A 19,035-nucleotide genomic window follows, 5' to 3' on the forward strand; every position below is an offset into this window, starting at 1 on the left:
GGTGGGGAGCCCGGTGCGGGGCTCCCCACCACTCACACGACCGAGGGTGTCGGCGGCAAGAGCGCCCGTACGCCACCGGGGAGCGCGCACGGCGCCGCCCGGCCGCAGCGTGCCGGGCCGCGCCTGGCCACCCGGCAGGGGGGAGGGGGCCATGAACCGCTTGGCCGGTCTTGTCCCACACCCTGCCGTCCACCGACTGCGGGGCCGCCGACGACCACGTACTGCTGCGCCTGCACGGCAGCCCCGACATGGGCTCTCCGCCCGCTCGTGGAGACCGGACCGGAGGAGTACCTGTCGGGTGCGGGTGCGGGTGCGGGTGCGGGAGCGGGAGCGGAGGTGGGAGCGGAGGTGGGGACAGCGGGGCGCGCGGGGAGACCGGACGGCGCACGATCCGCTGAACGCTGCGACACCCTCGCCGGTCCCTCTGAAGTGAGCCGGAGTCGCGATCAACCCGTGACCCCCGACGATTGGGCCGGATCTCGTCTGGCGTGTGGAGGTGAGCTTCACCTAATCTGAACCCGAGGTAGCTCTTTGTAGTGTGGCGAGCACTACGGGCGATTGTCGACCCGGAGTTTTCGGGTACTCGTCTGCGGTAGTGGACCGTCGTCCACTACCGTTGAGTACGCCGACCGGGCAGCTCGGGGGATACGGGGGGACTGCGGTGGTTCATGAGGGGCAACCCTTGTGGCGTAGGAGCAGTGCTTGTGGCAATGAGACGGAATGCGTGGAGATAGCCATGCGGACAGGACATGTCTTCGCGCGCGACACCAAGACGCCTGCCACGGACGTGCTGCGTTTCACCACCGTCGCCTGGACGTACTTCCTCCGCGCTCTGTTACGAGAAGAGCTGAAGGACTCATGACTTTCTTACAGGTCGTCGGCAGGAAGTGTGGGGCCGTGAGGGACAGGTCTGCAGCGCAGTCTCCGGGACGCGAGAGCGGCTCCCGGCCCACCGGCGTGGGGGGTGCGGCGGTCTTCCTGCTCGTCGTGGGGACAGCTGCTTCGACCGCGGCCGCTGCCGCATCCCTGCTCGTTGAGAGCGTTCCCGTCAAGCGCGCGCTGTGGGTGGCCGTGCTCCTCGCCGTCTCGGTGAGTGCGGGCCTGTGGCGCAGCGGGCAGTCCGTCACGGGCTCCCCACCGGATTCTGATCGTCTTTCTCACGTCCCGCGCGCGGGCTCTCCGCGCTGAGGGCGTTGTCCCGTCGTTGTCGCCAGGTGTTCGCGGCCCACCAGGCGATGGTGGTGAAGACGACGGCGATCACTACTCCCACCAAGAGCCTGACGACCAGTCCCCACAGTGGCAACTCCCCGTTGGTCACTCGGGTCGCGATGAACCACACGCACGCTATGAGGAAAAATGCCGCGGCGACGAAGCATCCGACGGCGGCGTCGCCATGGGCCCCGGGCGTCGCATGCGGATTCTCCTCGCCGGGGTGCCTGTTCCCTGCCGCGTCCCAGGTCGCCGGGTCATCGGTCGGCTTGCGGGTGGGACCAGTCCTGTCCGCCTCTCGTCCGTCGGTGAGCGTCGGCTTGCGCCGACGACGCCACACTGACCTGGCCACGTCGATCCTCCCCCTGGTTACACCGATGGCGGTTGGTGTTGTGGGCCTTAGCCCATGCCGAGGTCCTGCTTGACGCGGCTGATCAGGTCGAGTGAACCGGACTCGTCGAGCGCCAGGTCCGAGAGGCGCCGGGCGCAGTCCTGATAGTGCTTCAGCAGTCCGTCGTCCTCACCGCCCGTCATGCTTCCGGCGGCGTGCTCCAGATAGAGCAGGTCCTTGTCGTCCGTGAAGCCGAGCAGGACGAAGCTGCCGAAGGTGCTGTAGTGGGCGCCGGCCTCGTAGGGCAGCACCCGGATCGTCACATCAGGGCGGACGCCGAATTCGAGCAGCTGCTGCAGCTGCTCCGCCTGAACCTCCTTCCCTCCGATCTCACGTCGCACGGCGGCCTCGTCGAGGACGAACACGGAATCGAGCCGTCCCTCGCCATCGAACATCCGCGCCTGGCGCTTCATCCTGAGGTCGACCACACGGCCGACCCGGTCGGCGTCAAGACCCCGTGGGGCGAGGAGCGCCTCCGCGTACCGGCGGGTCTGCAAGTGTCCGGGAATCACGATGGGGTGGTACGTGTGGAGCCGCACGGCGGCGGTCTCGTATCCCAGGTACTGCGCGAACTGTGGAGTGAGTACATCGTGGAAACTCGACCACCAGCTGGGACCCTTGCTTCCCCGGGCTGCTTCCTCCAGCTTCGCCATCAACGTGGGGTCGGTGATCCCGTAGATTTCCATCAGCGCGCGCAGGTCGCTCACGGAGATGCTGACCGCTCCGGTCTCGATCCGGATCAGCTTGGACTGGGACCATTCCACGCGCTCGGCCGCCTCACGTTGCGTGAGACCGACCTCGTCGCGTGCCTGGCGCAACGCGATACGCAGCTTGCGCCGGTTGAGGCTGGGATCAACAGAGGGTGTCATCGCCGCTCCTTCCTTGGTGCACGTACCCCGACGTTCTTCTGCCATGCCCAATCAACTCAAAGCCATTGGCTGTGTCCATTATGCCAAGCCTCATCAGCTACTAGCTGATTGGCATGTTCATGATTCCAGGGGGGTGGGGCGGTAGGGGTCGGCCGCTAGAAACCGCTGGGGGTGCTCAGACCCTTTTTGAAAATGAGCGAGGCCCCCACGCTCCCGTGGGGGCCTCGCACTGTCATCTTCCGTCCAGGACGGTGTCAGTCGACCTGGCGCTTGGGGTCGCTCCACTGTTCCCACCGAATCGTGCATGCGCCCAGGAAGAGTCGCAGGTGGTGCAATCGGGGCACGCATCCTTGCTTCTGTCGCAGCGTGTTGCGCTCCTCCATCATCTCCTCGATGCGGCGCTTTCTGTCTTCTTCGGGCAGCGCCGCCTCGATGATGTGCAGACGGAGGCCGACCCGGTCCTCTGCGCGTTCCCGCAGGGCAGCCGTGTTCGAGCGCGGAGTCAGGAGGCGGATGGTCAGTCTGCCCACTCGGACGAAGAGGCCGCTCAGTTGTGCGGGCATCAGATTGATCAGCTTGCCCGCTGTGTTCATTGCCGACCGTTTTCCATGCTTCAGTTTCAGAATCAGGACCAGTAGCGGCAACAAGGCGAGTGCCGCCAGGACGGACAGGGCGACGGCGAGGGCGGTGACCATGGCGGTGGATCCGATCAGAAGTCCGCGACGGGTTTCGTCGTCCTGGTGGTCCCGGAGGGCTTGCTCTGGTGGGCGCGGGCCAGAACCAGTCGGGCTTGCTCGGCTCCGTCCTTCGTGAACCTGTAGTAGCGGCGCCGGGGCCGAGGGGGATCGGCGGAGGCGTGATCGTCGGGGTCCTCCCAGGAACTCTCCAGTATTCCCGCTCGCTCCAGTCGGGCCAGGATGGGATGGATGGTTCCACTCTGCAGGCCCACCGCCTGGCCGACCGTCAGCCCGTACTGGGGCTGTGCCGGATTCTGGAGCAGCTCTTTGAGGACCAGCTGTGTCTGCATGGTCATTCGGAGTCCGCTCATACCCCTAACTCTACTTAGGTTGTCAAGGACCTAAGTTGCCCCCGAGGTCGGGTTCGCGGTGCGACCGGAGGTCTACATCTAGCTAGGTTGTTCTTGACTTAAGTGGCGCTGTAGGGTTCCAGCGGGACGCGACGAGAGGACAGACATGGCTGCACAGGAGCACAGCGAGCACGGAAGTGGCGGCGACGGGTCCCAGCTCTGGGACTTCCGGCTGGACCGCTCAGGACTGGTCGTCAAGGCGGGGCGACATCTGCAGCTGCACATCTCCCTGGTGCTGCTCCTGTGGCTGGTCGCGGGGGTGGCCGGTTTGGGGGCCTTCAACTGGGAGTGGCCGCCCACGCCGTAGCGGCACGCCGGGAATGTCCACTGTGGCCACGCGGTGAGGGGCTCCGCCGGAAGGCGGAGCCCCTCACCGCGTTCCGGACCGCTTCGGCGCCGAAGCCGAGCTGCGGCGAGCGCACGGTCCGCAGCACTGCCCGTCCCGCTTGCGGATCTCCGCCTCGACCGAGGCCCACACCAGGGTCAGAGCCTTGGCCGCCAAGCCCGAGAAACCCGGGGCAGCGACCGGCCACGACGGACCGTTGGCCACGGGCCGGACCTCCGGCCGGCGCCAGGCTGATTCTGACGGCTCTTGAAGCCGTTGGTGAGCGGTCACGGACGAGTCCGGTGAGGCGGCCGGCGCCTCACCAGTCACCTCGCGCGGCGCCGATCGGCCGGATGATCTCCGGCCAGGAGCCATCGGAAGCGCCCTAGCCCTCCAGGTCGTCCAGCGCGCCCAACTGCCCCATCAGCCCGAGCCGGTCGTACTCCCACCATCCCTCGGCGATCTTCCCGTCGGAAGCGCACCGGTGCACGATCGTCCCCGTCATCCGGACCGTCCTGCCGCTGGCCGGAATCCCGAGGAAGTCCCCTTTGTGGGTCGCGTTCCAGGTCCACCGCGTGCACACCCGGTCGCCCTGGGCGATCTGGTCCTCCACGGTGAACGCGAAGTCGAACCCGCCCCGCCACTCCTCGACGGTCCGCCGGAACGCGTCCATCCCGATGGCGTCCGGCTCCTCGGACGGCACGTGGTCGTGATAACCCTCCACGAGAAGATCGTCGAGCGGCGGCAGTTCGCCCTTCGCGGCGATGGTCGTGAGGAACCGCCGCGCCGTCGCGGCGTACAGCTGCTCGTCCCGCACCACGTCCAGATCCGTGAACGTGGGCATCTCCTCACACAGCGCCACCATCTCCTGGAAGATCCGCTCCGTCTCCGGCAGCCCGGAGTTCCGCATAGCCTCCTCGTACGACGGGAACTCCACGATCTCCACGAAGTGCGAGCCGTCCGACCGGTCCTTCCCGATCACGCTGTGCGTCGCCGTCCGCTTGCCCTTGGTCTGCTCGACCCATGTGTCCATCAGCTGGTTCATCTCGTCGAACCGGCTCGTCCTGCAGTCGATGAGCTGCACGAATGTCATGAGACCGCCTCCGGCCCCCCTGGCTCGGGTGGAACAGCTCCATTGTCTCCCGGCGCCTGCTCCCGCACCCGCCGGCGCCGCCGCGACGACCGCTACTGCGGCCCGTACTTCCGCCCCGTCTTCGAGCTGATCCCGCCCAGCAGCCCTCGCGGCACCACCTTCACCACACCCATCAGGGCCTTGTAGCGCGGGTCGGGGATGGAGACGGTCCTGCCCCGGGAGAGGTCGGCGAGGGCGGCGGTGACCAGCTTGTCGGCGTCGAGCCACATCCAGGACGGGATGCTGTCGGTGCCCATGCCGGCCCGATCGTGGAACTCGGTGCGGACGAAGCCCGGGCACAGGGCCATCAGCCGGACGCCGGTGCCGGCCAGATCGCGCGCGGCACCCTGGGTGAACTGCACGACCCAGGCCTTCGACGCCCCGTAGGTGCCCCGCGGTACGAACGCGGCGACGGACGCCACGTTCACCACGCCGCCCCGGCCGCGCTCGCGCATGGCCTCGCCGGCCGCCGAGGTGAGACGGAGGACCGCCTCGCAGTGGACCTTGAGCATTCTCAGCTCGTCGGCCATGGAGACGTCGAGATAGCGGCCCTTGTTGCCGAAGCCGGCGTTGTTGATCAGCAGGTCGACCGGGTTCTTGCGGTCCGACAGCCGCCGCGCCACCGACTCGATGCCGTCGTCCGTCGCGAGGTCCGCCGTCAGCACCTCCGCCTCGATGCCGTGCCGGTCGTGCAACTCGGTCGCCTGCTCCCGCAGCCGCTTGGTGTCACGCGCCACCAGCACCAGGCTGTGCCCGTCCGCCGCCAGCCGCCGCGCGAAGGCGGCACCGATCCCCGCGGTCGATCCCGTAATCAGAGCCGTTGTCATGGCGCAAGCGTAGTGACCGGAACTGTGCGGGTCCGTCCGGTCCACCACACGTTCACCAGCGGCTTCGGCAGCGCCCCGGTGAACAGCCGCACCGGCATGGCGCCTTCACGGGCACCCCGCCACGGACCGGCCCGTCACCCCTGCTTCGCCGCGTACTTCCGCGCGATCTCCAGCACCTCCGGATGCAGCGCCTCGCCCGCCGCCAACAGCCTTGGCAGCAAACCGTGTTCGTTCATCGTGGCGCGGAAGGCGAGGGCCACGGTGATGTCGTGGTCGGGGCGGTGGACGATCTCGATGGGGTCGCCGGCCCGGATCTCGCCGGGCTGGATCACCCGGAGGTACGCGCCGGGCGCGCCCTCGCGCGTGAATCGCTTCACCCAGCCCCGTTCGCCCAGATGCCGCTGGAAGTTGAGGCAGGGGACGCGGCCGGACGTGATCTCCAGGATCACCTCGGAGCCGATCCGCCAGCGTTCACCGATGAGGGCACCGGAGACGTCGAGACCCTCGGTGGTGAGGTTCTCGCCGAAGGCTCCGCTGGGCAGGGTGCGGCCCAGTTCGCGCTCCCAGCCGTCCAGGTCCTCGCGGGCGAACGCGTAGACCGCCTGGTCGTCGCCGCCGTGGTGCTGCGTGTTGCACACCGCGTCACCGGCCACCCCGCTGGCACCGACCCCCTTGGGCCCGGGCGCGGACACCCGCACCGGCCCGTCCACCGGCCGCTTGTCGATGCCCGAGACCCGCTTCGACTCCTCCGGGACGTCGACGGCCTTGGGACGCCCCACATTCAGTGACAGAAGCTTCATACGGGCACGGTAGGCGGACGAGGGTCAAAGCGTCGACGCGATATTCGGCACCCTGTCCAAGCCCCGCTTATGCTCAACCCGTGATCGAGGCCCGTCATCTCCGTGTCCTGCGCGCCGTCGCCGCCACCGGTTCCTTCTCGGCGGCCGGACGCGAACTCGGCTGCACCCAGCCCGCCGTCAGCCAGCAGATGAAGGCGCTCGAATCCTCCGTCGGCACTCCGCTGCTCGTCCGCAGCGGCCGCGAGACGCGGCTGACGCAGGCGGGCGAGGCGCTGGTGCGGCACGCGGCCGGCATCCTCGCCGGGCTCACCGCGGCCGAGGAGGAGGTCGCCGCCATCGCCGGTCTGCGCGCCGGCCGGGTCCGTCTGGTGTCCTTCCCCAGCGGCAGCTCCACCCTCGTCCCCACCGCCCTGGCCGCCCTTCGCGCCGCCCACCCCGGCACCAGGGTCTCCCTGGAGGAGGCCGAACCGCCGCGCTCGGTCGCGATGCTCCGCGAGGGCGACTGCGACATCGCGCTCGCCTTCCGCTACGAGGGCGCGGCAGGCGCGGAGGAGTGGGACGACCTGGTCGTACGCCCCCTGCTCACGGACCGGCTCGTCGGACTCGTGCCGCAGGGCCATCGGCTGGCCCGTTCACGGTCCATCGGCATCGGGGAACTCGCCGGGGAGCCCTGGATCGCCGGCTGCCCGCGCTGCCGGGGGCAGCTGGTGCGGGTCTGCGAGAGCGCGGGCTTCACGCCCCGCATCGACTTCGCGACCGACGACTATCCGGCGGTGGTCGGCCTGGTGGGCGCGGGTCTGGGCGTCGCCGTCCTGCCGGAGCTGGCCATCGAGTCCGTACGCGCCAAGGGGGTGCGCCTGGTGGCGGTCGAGCCGGTGGTGCGCCGGGAGATCGTGGCGCTCACCCTGCCGGACCTGGCGCAGGTGCCCACGGTCGCGGCGACGCTGGACCGGCTCGCCGGAGCGGCCGCGCGGTAGCGCCGGACGGTCCCGAGGCAGTGCCGGACGCTCCGGCGCCGGGACCGTGAAGAAACGTTCCTTCAAGTGTTCGAACCGGCGTCGCCCCCCGGTGCGGACGCGGCCGCCGTCACCAGTCGGTGGCGTGCCCTGCCCATGAGTTCCTCGCGCTCGTCCTCGGTCAGCCCGCCCCACACGCCGTACGGCTCGCGCACCGCCAGGGCGTGGGCCGCGCACTGCGCGCGCACCGGGCATCTCATGCAGACCTCCTTGGCCGAGTTCTCACGAGCGCTCCGTGCCGCACCGCGTTCTCCTTCGGGGTGGAAGAAGAGTGAGCTGTCGACCCCGCGGCAGGCCGCGAGGAGCTGCCAGTCCCACAGATCAGCGTTCGGTCCGGGAAGGCGGGAGAAATCTGCCATTACGTGTCCCCTTGTTGCCGTTCTGGGCGGAGATGTTGCCCATGACCGTACATCGACTATCTAAGGAGATGAAAATATGACTCATTGCGAATCTAGCCTCAGACACCAACAAATGGGAAGAAAAACGGCTGAATGGGGCATAGGTTGTGGTGAAACGTTGAGGGTCCGTTGTGCATGTATGCACCGTGTGCGCGCCCTCACGTAGAGTGCCGAAGGTAGCCAGCCATCCCGTAACTCTTTCGAGTGACCGTCGTTGAGACGGGCGGAGGCGGTTGAGAGAACAAGCGCTCGGGCAGGCGTTCGTGTCCGCTCGTGAGTGTCGACCGCACAGGTGACGATTTCGTACCAGCCTGGAGGCTCAAGGTGACGCGCATCAGCTGCGGAGGACGGTCATGACATCCGTCCTCGTCTGCGACGACTCCCCGCTTGCCCGAGAGGCGCTGCGCCGCGCGGTGGCGACCGTGCCCGGCGTCGAGCGCGTGACCACGGCGGCCAACGGCGAGGAAGTCCTCCGCCGCTGGGGGGCCGACCGCTCGGATCTGATTCTGATGGACGTACGCATGCCCGGACTGGGCGGCGTCGAGACAGTACGGCGGCTGCTGTCCGCCGACCCCGGGGCACGCATCATCATGCTCACGGTGGCCGAGGACCTGGACGGCGTGGCCCTCGCGGTCGCCGCCGGTGCGCGGGGCTATCTGCACAAGGACGCCTCCCGCGCGGAGTTGCGCGCCACGGTGACGCAGGCCCTCGCGGACCCGACCTGGCGGCTCGCCCCGCGTCGGCTGCGCTCCGCCGAGATGGGCGCCGCGCCGACGCTCACCGCGCGCGAGATCCAGGTGCTGGAGGGCATGAGCCACGGTCGTTCCAACGCCGAGATCGGTCGCGAGCTGTTCCTCTCCGAGGACACCGTCAAGACCCACGCCCGGCGCCTGTTCAAGAAGCTCGGCGCCTCGGACCGCGCGCACGCGGTGGCGCTCGGCTTCCGCTGGGGCCTGGTCCGCTAGGTGAGCCGCGACGGGGGTTCGGTAATCCCCGCCTGCCGCGAGGCGGGCGGGGGCGCTTACCGCGAGGTGAGCGGGGCCGCGTGGGTGCCCGCTGCTCGTTTCGCCGCGGATGCCGCATCCTTGAGGTGTGGAGTTCCTCGGGGAGCAGTCGAACGAGCGGGAGGGGAGGGCGCAGGAGATGAGTTCCGGCGCACCTGCTCATAACGCTTCGGTGCACAACCATGGACGTGGCGCCACGGACCGGACGGCCGCAAGGCACCATGGACCGATGCGCGACGACGAGACGACAGTGATCGGTGCGCTCGTGCATCGCGCGGTCGACGGGGACGAGCAGGCCACGCACGATCTGCTCGCCCATGTCCACCCCTTGGCGCTGCGCTACTGCCGCACCCGTCTGTCCCGGCTTCCGGGTGACGCGCGGCACTTCGTGGAGGACCTGGCGCAGGAGGTCTGCGTCGCCGTCCTCCTCGCGCTGCCGCGCTACAAGGACACCGGACGGCCGTTCGAGGCGTTCGTCTTCGCCATCGCCGGCCACAAGGTCGCCGACCTCCAGCGTGCCGCGATGCGTCACCCCGGGTCGACGGCCGTCCCTTCGGACGAGATGCCGGAGCGCCCCGACGACTCGCTGGGTCCCGAGGAGCGCGCCCTGCTCAGCAGTGACGCCGAGTGGGCCAAGAAGCTCCTGGCCAACCTCCCCGAGAACCAGCGGGAGCTGTTGCTGCTGCGGATCGCGGTGGGGCTCACGGCCGAGGAGACCGGACAGATGCTGGGGATGTCACCGGGCGCCGTCCGGGTGGCACAGCACCGGGCGCTGAGCCGGCTCCGGGCGCTGGCGGAGCAGTAGCACCGGCGTTCGCGACGGTTCGGAAGGCGCCCCGGATGAACACGCGGGGTGCCTTTTCCGTACGAACATACGAAGCCCGGTATCAGTTCGTACCGTGGAATGTGTGCCCCACGCTTCCCGTTAGCATGGACATCCGCACCGATCAAGGCCATTTGGGGAAGGTGTCATGACTGCCAACGTCGACGGAGTGCCCGGTAAATTCGCGACTCTCGGGCTCACCTACGACGACGTGCTGCTGCTGCCGGGCGCATCCGAGGTGCTCCCCAACGCGGTCGACACCTCGTCCCGCATCTCTCGCAACGTCCGTGTGAACATCCCGCTGCTCTCCGCCGCGATGGACAAGGTCACCGAGTCCCGCATGGCGATCTCGATGGCCCGGCAGGGCGGTGTCGGCGTGCTGCACCGCAACCTCTCCGTCGAGGACCAGGTCAACCAGGTCGACCTCGTGAAGCGTTCCGAGTCCGGCATGGTCACGGACCCGATCACCGTGCACCCGGACGCCACGCTCGCCGAGGCGGACGCCCTGTGCGCCAAGTTCCGCATCAGCGGTGTTCCGGTGACCGACGGCAACAAGAAGTTGCTGGGCATCGTCACCAACCGCGACATGGCCTTCGAGACCGACCGCTCCCGTCAGGTGCGCGAGGTGATGACCCCGATGCCGCTGGTCACGGGTCAGGTCGGCATCTCCGGCGCGGACGCCATGCAGCTGCTGCGCCGCCACAAGATCGAGAAGCTGCCCCTGGTCGACGACGCGGGCATCCTCAAGGGCCTCATCACGGTCAAGGACTTCGTCAAGGCCGAGCAGTACCCGAACGCCGCCAAGGACTCCGAGGGCCGGTTGATCGTCGGCGCCGCCGTGGGCGCCAGCCCCGAGGCGCTGGAGCGCGCCCAGGCCCTGGCCGAGGCCGGTGTGGACTTTCTGGTCGTCGACACCTCGCACGGCCACAACAGCAACGCCCTGAGCTGGATGTCGAAGATCAAGTCGAGTGTCCACGTCGACGTGATCGGCGGCAACGTCGCCACCCGCGACGGCGCCCAGGCGCTGATCGACGCCGGTGTCGACGGCATCAAGGTCGGCGTGGGCCCCGGCTCGATCTGTACGACCCGGGTGGTCGCCGGTATCGGCGTCCCGCAGGTCACCGCCATCTACGAAGCCTCTCTCGCCGCCCGCCCGGCAGGCGTCCCGCTCATCGGCGACGGCGGTCTGCAGTACTCCGGCGACATCGGCAAGGCGCTGGCCGCCGGTGCCGACACGGTGATGCTGGGCAGCCTCCTCGCGGGCTGCGAGGAGTCGCCCGGCGAGCTGCAGTTCATCAACGGCAAGCAGTTCAAGTCGTACCGCGGCATGGGCTCGCTCGGCGCGATGCAGTCCCGCGGCCAGGGCAGGTCGTACTCGAAGGACCGCTACTTCCAGGCAGAGGTGGCGGCCGACGACAAGCTCGTGCCCGAGGGCATCGAGGGCCAGGTGCCCTACCGCGGTCCGCTGGGCAACGTGCTCCACCAGCTCGTCGGCGGTCTGCGCCAGACCATGGGCTATGTGGGCGCCGCCACCATCGCGGAGATGGAGACCAAGGGCCGCTTCGTACGGATCACCTCCGCGGGCCTCAAGGAGAGCCACCCGCACGACATCCAGATGACCGTCGAGGCGCCGAACTACAGCCGTAAGTAGACAGCGCGCCTCGTCACGCTGCGGCCAGGGCGGCCCCGGTGCATCCGGGGCCGCCCTCGTCGTGCCCGTCGGCGATACTGGTAGACGCTGAACGCATCAGGGAAAGGCCACAGACGTGACTGAGATCGAGATCGGGCGCGGCAAGCGCGGCCGCCGGGCGTACGCCTTCGACGACATCGCCGTCGTCCCCAGCCGCCGTACGCGGGACCCGAAGGAGGTCTCGATCGCCTGGCAGATCGACGCCTACCGTTTCGAGCTGCCCTTCTTGGCCGCTCCCATGGACTCGGTCGTCTCCCCGGCCACCGCGATCCGCATCGGCGAGCTGGGCGGCCTCGGCGTCCTGAACCTCGAAGGCCTGTGGACGCGGTACGAGGACCCGCAGCCGCTGCTCGACGAGATCACCGGCCTGCCCGACGAGGCCGCGACCCGCCGCCTCCAGGAGATCTACGCGGCTCCCATCAAGGAGGAGCTGATCGGGCAGCGCATCAAGGAGGTGCGCGACTCCGGTGTGGTCACCGCCGCCGCGCTCTCCCCGCAGCGCACGGCCCAGTTCTCCAAGGCCGTCGTGGACGCGGGCGTCGACATCTTCGTCATCCGCGGGACGACCGTGTCGGCGGAGCACGTCTCCGGCTCGCACGAGCCGCTGAACCTGAAGCAGTTCATCTACGAGCTGGACGTCCCGGTGATCGTGGGCGGCTGCGCCACCTACACGGCGGCCCTGCACCTGATGCGCACCGGCGCGGCCGGCGTCCTCGTCGGCTTCGGCGGCGGCGCGGCGCACACCACGCGCAACGTGCTGGGCATCCGGGTCCCGATGGCCACGGCGGTGGCCGACGTGGCCGCCGCCCGCCGCGACTACATGGACGAGTCCGGCGGCCGGTACGTGCACGTCATCGCCGACGGCGGTGTCGGCTGGTCCGGCGACATCCCCAAGGCGATCGCCTGCGGCGCCGACGCGGTGATGATGGGCTCCCCGCTGGCCCGTGCCACGGACGCGCCCGGCAAGGGCAACCACTGGGGCATGGAGGCGGTGAACGAGGAGCTGCCGCGCGGCAAGAAGGTCGACCTCGGGACCGTGGGCACGATCGAGGAGGTCCTCGCCGGGCCGTCGCACACGCCCGACGGTTCGATGAACCTCTTCGGTGCGCTGCGGCGGGCGATGGCCACGACCGGGTACAGCGAGCTGAAGGAGTTCCAGCGGGTCGAGGTCACGGTGGCGGACTCGCAGCACATGCGGTGACATGACGCCGCGCTCGGCTTGAGCGGAGAGAGGGGCTCGGTTGCCTGGGGGCGACCGGGCCCCTTTTTGCGTGCCCAAGTGGGCTAGCGGGGGCGTGAGTTGCGGGGGTGGGGGGCGCGTGGTTGCGTTTGGGGCGAATGTGGGCTGAACGGGCGTAGCGGGGCGATAACGTTCGTGTCCGGCGCCCCAGCTCGGCTGGGAGCCCCCTTCCAAGGACATGGTCCGGACCCCGCCCTCGGGGCCCGGCCCGATTTCCGACGGTCTGCCTACCGGGTCAATGGGCGGCATCGTGGAAGGGGGCGCCCATGGGACGTCACCGCAAGCCCACCCGCTGGGACCGGATCCGTCTTCGGATGGTGAAGTGCCGGAGGAGGTGGATCTTGCGGATCTACGGAAGGTGAGCGGCCGCCCCCACACCGAGTAGGGGCGGACACCCGATCACTTTTCAGGAGCCTGTCGCAGTGACCGCTGCGGTGGGCTCCACCTGTTTCCGTACGCTACCGGGGTGGGGCGGTGTCTGCCACCAGCCCCGGAGGCCGGGGCCGCGTCGTGCGCCCCCTCTCACAACCTGTGCGCCGCCCCCGTGGGCGTGGCCCCCCTGGTGTCCAGCAGGAGCTGGGCCTTCACCGACAAGCCCTGGAGGTCGTACGTGCGGTGCTGCTGGAGGAGGATCGTCAGGTCGGCGTCGGCGGTGGCCTCGTAGAGGGAGTCGGCCCGGGGGATGGGGCGGTCGAGGACGCTCCAGGTGGGGATGTGGGGGTCGTGGTAGCTGACATGGGCGCCGAGTTCGATGAGGCGGCGGGCGATCTCGTCGGCGGGGGTGCCCTGTTGGTCGGGGACGTCGGGCTTGTAGGTGACGCCGAGGAGCAGGACGCGGGCGCCCCGGGCCGACTTGCCGTGCTCGTTGAGGAGGGTGGCGGCGCGCTGGACGACGTACTGGGGCATGCGGTTGTTGACGCGCTGGGCCAGTTCGACCATGCGGAGTGAGCGGGGGGTGCGGCCCGACAGGTCCTGGGGGAGGGCGTGGCCGCCGACGCCGGGGCCGGGGCGGAAGGCCTGGAAGCCGAAGGGCTTCGTCTCGGCGCAGCGGATGACGTCCCACAGGTCGACGCCCAGGTCGTTGCAGAGGGCGGCCATCTCGTTGACCAGGGCGATGTTGACGTGGCGGTAGTTGGTCTCCAGGAGGTGGACCGTCTCCGCCTCGCGCAGGCCACGCGCGCGTACCACCTTGTCGGTGAGGCGGCCGTAGAAGGCCGCCGCCGATTCCGTGCAGGCGGAGGTGAGGCCGCCGATCACCTTGGGGGTGTTGGCGGGGCCGAAGTCGCGGTTGCCCGGGTCGACGCGGGCGGGGGAGTAGGCGAGGTGGAAGTCGCGGCCCGCGCGTAGGCCGGAACCCTCTTCGAGGAGTGGGCGGAGGAGTTCCTCGGTGGTGCCCGGGGGGACCGGGGACTCCAGGATCACCGTGGTGTGCGGGCGCAGCCGGGCGGCCAGGGTGCGCGCGGCCTCCTCGACCCGGGTGAGGTCGAGCGAGCCGTCGGCGCCCGGTGAGGTGGGGGCGCAGATGACCGCCGTACGGACGCGGCCCAGTTCGGCGGGGTTGGTGGTGGGCTTGAAGCCGCGGGCGAGCATGCGGCGCAGTTCGCCGGAGGTGAGGGAGCCGGAGTCGGGGCCGGTGCGGTAACCGAGCGTGGGGATGCCGACGGCGACGGCGGCCTGGGCCAGCGGCAGCCCCAATTGGCCGAGTCCGATGACGGCGAGATCTGCGGGCATGGCGTGTGGCCGTCCTTCCCAATAACCGAAGCGGGACAGGCGCGCAAGCCCTGTGGACTGGACGAGCGAGCGCAATGTCACACTAGGAGTAAATATGACCGATATGCGGGATTGGGAAATTGTTTTTCTGTGCGCGTCCTGCGGAGTTATCCACAGGCTGGGGGCTGGTGGTGGCCGAAGTCGGGCAACACGGTCAGAATTTTGGGCAGGGGGATGTGAACCGGGTCCTGCCTGACGGACATCGACAGGTGAGGCCGGCGCGACCGACATCGGGAGGCAGCGGTGAGGACAGCGGCACTGGGACCGGCGCAACGCGCCGAGTCACTGGCGGGTATGGCCGAGCGCGAGCTGGATGTGCTGGTCGTGGGTGGTGGCGTGGTCGGTGCGGGCACGGCCCTGGACGCCGTGACGCGCGGTCTGTCCACGGGCCTGGTCGAGGCACGTGACTGGGCGTCCGGCACCTCCAGCCGGTCGAGCAAACTGATCCACGGCGGTCTGCGCTATCTGGAGATGCTCGACTTCGCCCTCGTGCGCGAGGCGTTGAAGGAGCGCGGGCTGCTGCTGGAGCGGCTGGCCCCCCATCTGGTGAAGCCCGTGCCGTTCCTCTATCCCTTGCAGCACAAGGGCTGGGAGCGGTGGTACGCGGGCTCGGGCGTCGCCTTGTACGACGGGATGTCGATGGCGCGCGGGCACGGCAGGGGGCTGCCGGTCCATCGTCATCTGACCCGCCACCACGCCCTGCGCATCGCGCCCTGTCTGAAGAAGGACTCACTGGTCGGCGCGTTGCAGTACTACGACGCCCAGATGGACGACGCCCGCTATGTGGCGACGATGGTGCGCACGGCCGCGTCGTACGGGGCGAAGGCCGCCAACCGCGCGCGCGTGACCGGGTTCCTGCGGGAGGGCGAGCGGGTCGTCGGGGCCAGGGTGCAGGACGTCGAGGGCGGCGGGGAGTACGAGATCCGCGCCCGGCAGGTCGTGAACGCCACCGGGGTGTGGACCGACGACACCCAGGCGATGGTGGGTGAGCGGGGGCAGTTCCACGTCCGGGCGTCCAAGGGCATCCATCTGGTCGTACCGAAGGACCGGATCCACTCCACGACCGGGCTGATCCTGCGGACCGAGAAGTCCGTGCTGTTCGTGATCCCCTGGGGGCGGCACTGGATCGTGGGGACGACCGACACCGGCTGGGACCTCGACAAGGCGCATCCGGCGGCGTCCAGCGCGGACATCGACTATCTGCTGGAGCATGTGAACTCGGTCCTGGCGGTGCCTCTGACCAGGGACGACGTGCAGGGGGTCTATGCCGGGCTCCGGCCGCTGCTCGCGGGGGAGTCGGAGGCCACGAGCAAGCTCTCGCGGGAGCACATCGTGGCGCATCCGGTGCCGGGGCTGGTCGTGGTGGCCGGTGGCAAGTACACGACCTATCGGGTCATGGCCAAGGACGCGGTGGACGCCGCCGTGCACGGGCTGGATCAGCGGGTCGCGGAGTGCGTCACCGAGGATGTGCCGCTGCTGGGGGCGGAGGGGTACCGGGCGCTGTGGAACGCGCGGGCGCGCATCGCGGCGAGTACCGGCCTGCATGTGGTGCGGGTGGAGCATCTGCTGAACCGGTACGGGTCGGCGGTCGAGGAGGTGCTCGATCTGATCGCGGCCGATCCGTCGATGGGCGAGCCGTTGCAGGCCGCGGACGACTATCTGCGGGCCGAGGTGGTGTACGCGGCTTCGCACGAGGGGGCGCGGCATCTCGATGACGTGCTGACTCGGCGGACGCGGATCTCGATCGAGACCTTCGACCGGGGGACGCGGAGTGCGCGGGAGGCGGCGGAGCTGATGGCTCCTGTGCTCGGGTGGGACAAGGACCAGATCGAGCGGGAGGTTCAGCACTACGAGAAGAGGGTGGAGGCGGAGCGGGAGTCGCAGCGGCAGCCGGACGACCTGACGGCGGACGCGGCTCGGTTGGGGGCGCCGGACATCGTGCCGTTGTAGGTGGGAGGTTGGGGCCGGCAGGGGGTGGTGGGTGGTTGGTTTCGCCCCGCCGCCCCCACCCTTCCCGTCCCTGGGGGCCGCGCCCCCGGACCCCCTCCTGTCGCCCTTCGGGCTCGTCCTCAAGCGCCGGACGGGCTGGAATCGGCCCGGCGTGGCTGGTTGAGGGGGCCCTGGGCGTGGGGCGGTTGGCGGGTGGGTGACAATGGAGGCTCTGTCAGGGCGGGTTGTATGAGGGGACGCATGTCGGAGGCGCAGCGGGCTGGGGATTCCCGTCAGGACAAGGACGCACGTCTCCTCGCCGGGCGGTACCGGCTGGGAGGGGTCCTCGGTCGCGGCGGCATGGGCACGGTGTGGCGTGCCGAGGACGAGACGTTGGGCCGTACGGTCGCCGTCAAGGAGTTGAGGTTCCCGTCGAGCATCGACGCGGACGAGAAGCGGCGGCTGATCACGCGCACGCTGCGCGAGGCCAAGGCGATCGCGCGGATCCGTAACAACGCCGCGGTGACGGTGTTCGACGTCGTGCACGAGGACGACCGGCCGTGGATCGTGATGGAACTCGTCGAGGGCAAGTCGCTCGCCGAGGTCATCCGTGAGGACGGGGTGCTCGAACCCAGGCGGGCCGCCGAGGTCGGCCTCGCCATTCTCGACGTTCTGCGGGCCGCGCACCGTGAGGGCATCCTGCACCGGGACGTGAAGCCGTCGAACGTGCTCATCGACAAGCACGACGGCCGGGTCGTCCTCACCGACTTCGGTATCGCCCAGGTCGAGGGCGACCCCTCCATCACCTCGACCGGCATGCTCGTGGGCGCGCCCTCGTACATCTCGCCGGAGCGGGCGCGTGGCCACAAGCCCGGGCCCGCGGCCGACCTGTGGTCGCTGGGCGGTCTGCTCTACGCGGCGGTCGAGGGGGTGCCGCCCTACGACAAGGGGTCGGCCATAGCGACGCTGACCGCGGTGATGACCGAGCCGGTGCCGGACCCGAAGCGCGCCGGGGCCCTCAAGGACGTCATCTTCGGGCTGCTGACCAAGGACCCCGAGCGGCGGCTCGACGACGTCGGTGCGCGGGCGATGCTCAACACCGTGATCCACGCGCCCGACCCCAAGGACGTCGAGCCGGCGGACGCCACGAGGGTCGTACCGCTGCCGCCCGTGCCGGAGGAACGCCCGAAGAAGGGTGGTTCCGGCGGCGCCGGGGCCGGGGCCAAGGAGAGCGGCGGCGAGCGGCCGCGTGCGCCTCGGTGGTCCATGCGGAAGAGCGCGGCCGGGGCGGGAGCCGGAACTGCCGCCGGTGCCGGTGGCAGTGGCGGTGGCGAGCGGGGTGCCTCCGGTGGAGTGCTCGGCGGGGCTCCCGGTGGGGCGGGGGCCGGCGCGGTGTCTCCGGCCGCGTCCGGGGCGGCTGTGACGACGAGGTCCGCCTCCGTCGGGGTGGCGTCGGGTGCCGATGCCGCGAAGGCCGGCGGTGGCTCGGGGCAGACCGCGGGCAGGCCGGCGCCAGGGGTGCCCGGACCGCGTGCCGCCGGCGCCGGTGTGGGCGCGGGCGTCGGTGCGGGGAACGCCGCTTCGGCGGGGCGGACTTCCGGATGGCCCCAGGTGCCGCCGCCGGATCTGCCGCCGCGGTCGGTGCCCAGGGCGCCGATCACGGACGTGGTGTCGCGGCGGACGCTGGCCGTCATCGCCGTGGCCGTGGTGCTGGCCGTCCTCGGGACCGTGCTGGCGCTCACCCTCGGCAATGACGAAGGCAGTTCCAACAACAGCAAGGGCGCCGGCACCAAGGCGGTGGCGTCCAGCGGGTCGGCGTCGGGGAGCGACGCCGACACCAAGGACGCCGACAAGGGCAAGGAGAAGGACAAGGACAAGGGGTCCGACCCCAGTCCGGACGGTGACACGACGGAGGAAGCCGACGGTTCGAGCGGATCCGGGGGCAGTTCGCCGAGCCCTTCGGGCGGGTCGAACGGGTCGGTGAACGGCGACGGCTCCGGCGGCTCGGGGAGCATCGCGACCGAGACGTACAAGGGCAGTCAGGGGTTCTCGATCGGGCTGCCCGACGGGTGGAAGTACCAGTCCACGGACGCCGCGGGCGCCCGCTTCTCAGGTCCCGACGGGCAGCGGCTGCTCGTGGCCTGGACGACCACACCGAAGAACGACCCGGTCGCGGACTGGAAGAACCAAGAGCAGTACATGGTGCGTTCTCAGTACAAACGGGTGCGAATAGAGGCGGTGGACTACCGGGGCTGGAACGCGGCCGACTGGGAGTTCACCTATGTGGAGCGCGGAACGAAGTACCGGTCGATCGACCGCGGATTCGTCGTCGACTCCCAGCAGGGATACGCGCTGATGTACACCGCGAAGGCGTCGAAGTGGAGCGGTGAGCTGCGCAAGGACACATGGCGGACGTTCACGAAGACGTTCAAGCCGAAGTCGTGAGGCGCCGGACACCCCGCCCGTGACGGTGTGCGCAGGCGCGCGCGTGGGTGGGGTGTTGTGCGCCGGTGCGCTTGGAGCTG

18 protein-coding genes are annotated in these 19,035 nt (G+C 69.8%); 9 read left to right on the plus strand and 9 right to left on the minus strand.

Annotation, left to right across the window (positions count from 1 at the left end):
- Positions 1-661 precede the first annotated feature (661 nt).
- Positions 662-862 carry a DUF397 domain-containing protein gene (locus OG858_RS28375; protein WP_256960371.1) on the plus strand — a complete coding sequence of 67 codons (201 nt, stop codon included), beginning with the start codon at positions 662-664 and terminating at the stop codon, positions 860-862.
- 261 nt (positions 863-1,123) lie between these two features.
- On the opposite strand, the gene OG858_RS28380 is transcribed toward OG858_RS28375, so the two are convergent.
- The 4 genes from OG858_RS28380 to OG858_RS28395 all read right to left on the minus strand — a co-directional run bounded on the left by OG858_RS28380 (position 1,124) and on the right by OG858_RS28395 (position 3,517).
- Positions 1,124-1,561: a hypothetical protein gene (locus OG858_RS28380; RefSeq protein ID WP_319319284.1), complete on the minus strand. Its 438-nt coding sequence runs from the start codon at positions 1,559-1,561 to the stop codon at positions 1,124-1,126.
- A 47-nt stretch (positions 1,562-1,608) separates the two neighbouring features.
- A complete protein-coding gene (locus OG858_RS28385; protein WP_319066252.1) occupies positions 1,609-2,469 on the minus strand; it encodes a helix-turn-helix domain-containing protein in 861 nt (286 codons plus the stop codon).
- A 254-nt stretch (positions 2,470-2,723) separates the two neighbouring features.
- Positions 2,724-3,164 (minus strand): hypothetical protein, encoded by a 441-nt coding sequence (locus OG858_RS28390; protein WP_086748109.1) that lies wholly within the window; start codon positions 3,162-3,164, stop codon positions 2,724-2,726.
- A gap of 14 nt (positions 3,165-3,178) precedes the next feature.
- The gene (locus OG858_RS28395) at positions 3,179-3,517 is read right to left on the minus strand and encodes a PadR family transcriptional regulator (RefSeq protein ID WP_319066251.1); all 339 of its coding nucleotides are present in this window, start codon (positions 3,515-3,517) and stop codon (positions 3,179-3,181) included.
- A gap of 145 nt (positions 3,518-3,662) precedes the next feature.
- Between OG858_RS28395 and OG858_RS28400 the strand changes: the two genes are divergently transcribed.
- Entirely contained in the window at positions 3,663-3,863 is a 201-nt protein-coding gene (locus tag OG858_RS28400; RefSeq protein WP_086748107.1) for a hypothetical protein, read from the plus strand.
- A 403-nt stretch (positions 3,864-4,266) separates the two neighbouring features.
- Here the strand turns inward: OG858_RS28400 and OG858_RS28405 are convergent, their stop codons facing one another.
- The 3 genes from OG858_RS28405 to OG858_RS28415 all read right to left on the minus strand — a co-directional run bounded on the left by OG858_RS28405 (position 4,267) and on the right by OG858_RS28415 (position 6,640).
- Positions 4,267-4,974, minus strand: a complete 708-nt coding sequence (locus tag OG858_RS28405) for an ester cyclase (protein WP_328544295.1) — start codon at positions 4,972-4,974, stop codon at positions 4,267-4,269.
- Between the two features lie 92 nt (positions 4,975-5,066).
- Positions 5,067-5,840: an SDR family NAD(P)-dependent oxidoreductase gene (locus tag OG858_RS28410; RefSeq protein ID WP_086748105.1), complete on the minus strand. Its 774-nt coding sequence runs from the start codon at positions 5,838-5,840 to the stop codon at positions 5,067-5,069.
- Between the two features lie 134 nt (positions 5,841-5,974).
- Positions 5,975-6,640: an MOSC domain-containing protein gene (locus OG858_RS28415; protein ID WP_179200941.1), complete on the minus strand. Its 666-nt coding sequence runs from the start codon at positions 6,638-6,640 to the stop codon at positions 5,975-5,977.
- A gap of 80 nt (positions 6,641-6,720) precedes the next feature.
- Between OG858_RS28415 and OG858_RS28420 the strand changes: the two genes are divergently transcribed.
- Complete coding sequence (locus OG858_RS28420; RefSeq protein WP_086748104.1) at positions 6,721-7,617, plus strand: LysR family transcriptional regulator; 897 nt, start codon at positions 6,721-6,723, stop codon at positions 7,615-7,617.
- Positions 7,618-7,679: 62 nt separating this feature from the next.
- On the opposite strand, the gene OG858_RS28425 is transcribed toward OG858_RS28420, so the two are convergent.
- Positions 7,680-8,015, minus strand: coding sequence for a WhiB family transcriptional regulator (locus OG858_RS28425; RefSeq protein ID WP_037694243.1), 336 nt, complete (start codon positions 8,013-8,015; stop codon positions 7,680-7,682).
- A 392-nt stretch (positions 8,016-8,407) separates the two neighbouring features.
- Here OG858_RS28425 and OG858_RS28430 point away from each other — a divergent pair, with 392 nt between their 5' ends.
- From OG858_RS28430 to OG858_RS28445, 4 genes are all read left to right on the plus strand, one after another.
- Complete coding sequence (locus OG858_RS28430) at positions 8,408-9,019, plus strand: response regulator transcription factor (protein ID WP_003948568.1); 612 nt, start codon at positions 8,408-8,410, stop codon at positions 9,017-9,019.
- A 268-nt stretch (positions 9,020-9,287) separates the two neighbouring features.
- Positions 9,288-9,863 (plus strand): sigma-70 family RNA polymerase sigma factor, encoded by a 576-nt coding sequence (locus tag OG858_RS28435; RefSeq protein ID WP_005481141.1) that lies wholly within the window; start codon positions 9,288-9,290, stop codon positions 9,861-9,863.
- Between the two features lie 166 nt (positions 9,864-10,029).
- Positions 10,030-11,532 carry an IMP dehydrogenase gene (gene guaB / locus OG858_RS28440; RefSeq protein WP_319266008.1) on the plus strand — a complete coding sequence of 501 codons (1,503 nt, stop codon included), beginning with the start codon at positions 10,030-10,032 and terminating at the stop codon, positions 11,530-11,532.
- A gap of 115 nt (positions 11,533-11,647) precedes the next feature.
- Positions 11,648-12,772, plus strand: coding sequence for a GuaB3 family IMP dehydrogenase-related protein (locus OG858_RS28445; protein ID WP_046704802.1), 1,125 nt, complete (start codon positions 11,648-11,650; stop codon positions 12,770-12,772).
- 561 nt (positions 12,773-13,333) lie between these two features.
- Here OG858_RS28445 and OG858_RS28450 read toward each other — a convergent pair.
- Positions 13,334-14,542, minus strand: a complete 1,209-nt coding sequence (locus OG858_RS28450) for a nucleotide sugar dehydrogenase (protein WP_319266005.1) — start codon at positions 14,540-14,542, stop codon at positions 13,334-13,336.
- 282 nt (positions 14,543-14,824) lie between these two features.
- Between OG858_RS28450 and OG858_RS28455 the strand changes: the two genes are divergently transcribed.
- Both OG858_RS28455 and OG858_RS28460 read left to right on the plus strand, forming a co-directional pair.
- Positions 14,825-16,531, plus strand: coding sequence for a glycerol-3-phosphate dehydrogenase/oxidase (locus OG858_RS28455; RefSeq protein WP_319066246.1), 1,707 nt, complete (start codon positions 14,825-14,827; stop codon positions 16,529-16,531).
- A 240-nt stretch (positions 16,532-16,771) separates the two neighbouring features.
- Entirely contained in the window at positions 16,772-18,955 is a 2,184-nt protein-coding gene (locus tag OG858_RS28460; RefSeq protein ID WP_328544294.1) for a serine/threonine-protein kinase, read from the plus strand.
- Positions 18,956-19,035: the final 80 nt, after the last annotated feature.

This window comes from Streptomyces europaeiscabiei (genome assembly GCF_036346855.1).
In the GTDB taxonomy this organism is placed as follows: Bacteria; Actinomycetota; Actinomycetes; order Streptomycetales; family Streptomycetaceae; genus Streptomyces; species Streptomyces europaeiscabiei.

Bases quoted from the DNA above. Each gene is read 5' to 3' on its own strand.
- OG858_RS28425 (WP_037694243.1), bottom strand. From the start codon at position 8,015: ATGGCAGATTTCTCCCGCCTTCCCGGACCGAACGCTGATCTGTGGGAC.
- OG858_RS28390 (WP_086748109.1), bottom strand. From the start codon at position 3,164: ATGGTCACCGCCCTCGCCGTCGCCCTGTCCGTCCTGGCGGCACTCGCC.
- OG858_RS28415 (WP_179200941.1), bottom strand. From the start codon at position 6,640: ATGAAGCTTCTGTCACTGAATGTGGGGCGTCCCAAGGCCGTCGACGTC.
- OG858_RS28435 (WP_005481141.1), top strand. From the start codon at position 9,288: ATGCGCGACGACGAGACGACAGTGATCGGTGCGCTCGTGCATCGCGCG.
- OG858_RS28400 (WP_086748107.1), top strand. From the start codon at position 3,663: ATGGCTGCACAGGAGCACAGCGAGCACGGAAGTGGCGGCGACGGGTCC.
- OG858_RS28405 (WP_328544295.1), bottom strand. From the start codon at position 4,974: ATGACATTCGTGCAGCTCATCGACTGCAGGACGAGCCGGTTCGACGAG.
- OG858_RS28450 (WP_319266005.1), bottom strand. From the start codon at position 14,542: ATGCCCGCAGATCTCGCCGTCATCGGACTCGGCCAATTGGGGCTGCCG.
- OG858_RS28385 (WP_319066252.1), bottom strand. From the start codon at position 2,469: ATGACACCCTCTGTTGATCCCAGCCTCAACCGGCGCAAGCTGCGTATC.
- OG858_RS28410 (WP_086748105.1), bottom strand. From the start codon at position 5,840: ATGACAACGGCTCTGATTACGGGATCGACCGCGGGGATCGGTGCCGCC.
- OG858_RS28395 (WP_319066251.1), bottom strand. From the start codon at position 3,517: ATGAGCGGACTCCGAATGACCATGCAGACACAGCTGGTCCTCAAAGAG.
- OG858_RS28460 (WP_328544294.1), top strand. From the start codon at position 16,772: ATGTCGGAGGCGCAGCGGGCTGGGGATTCCCGTCAGGACAAGGACGCA.
- guaB (WP_319266008.1), top strand. From the start codon at position 10,030: ATGACTGCCAACGTCGACGGAGTGCCCGGTAAATTCGCGACTCTCGGG.
- OG858_RS28430 (WP_003948568.1), top strand. From the start codon at position 8,408: ATGACATCCGTCCTCGTCTGCGACGACTCCCCGCTTGCCCGAGAGGCG.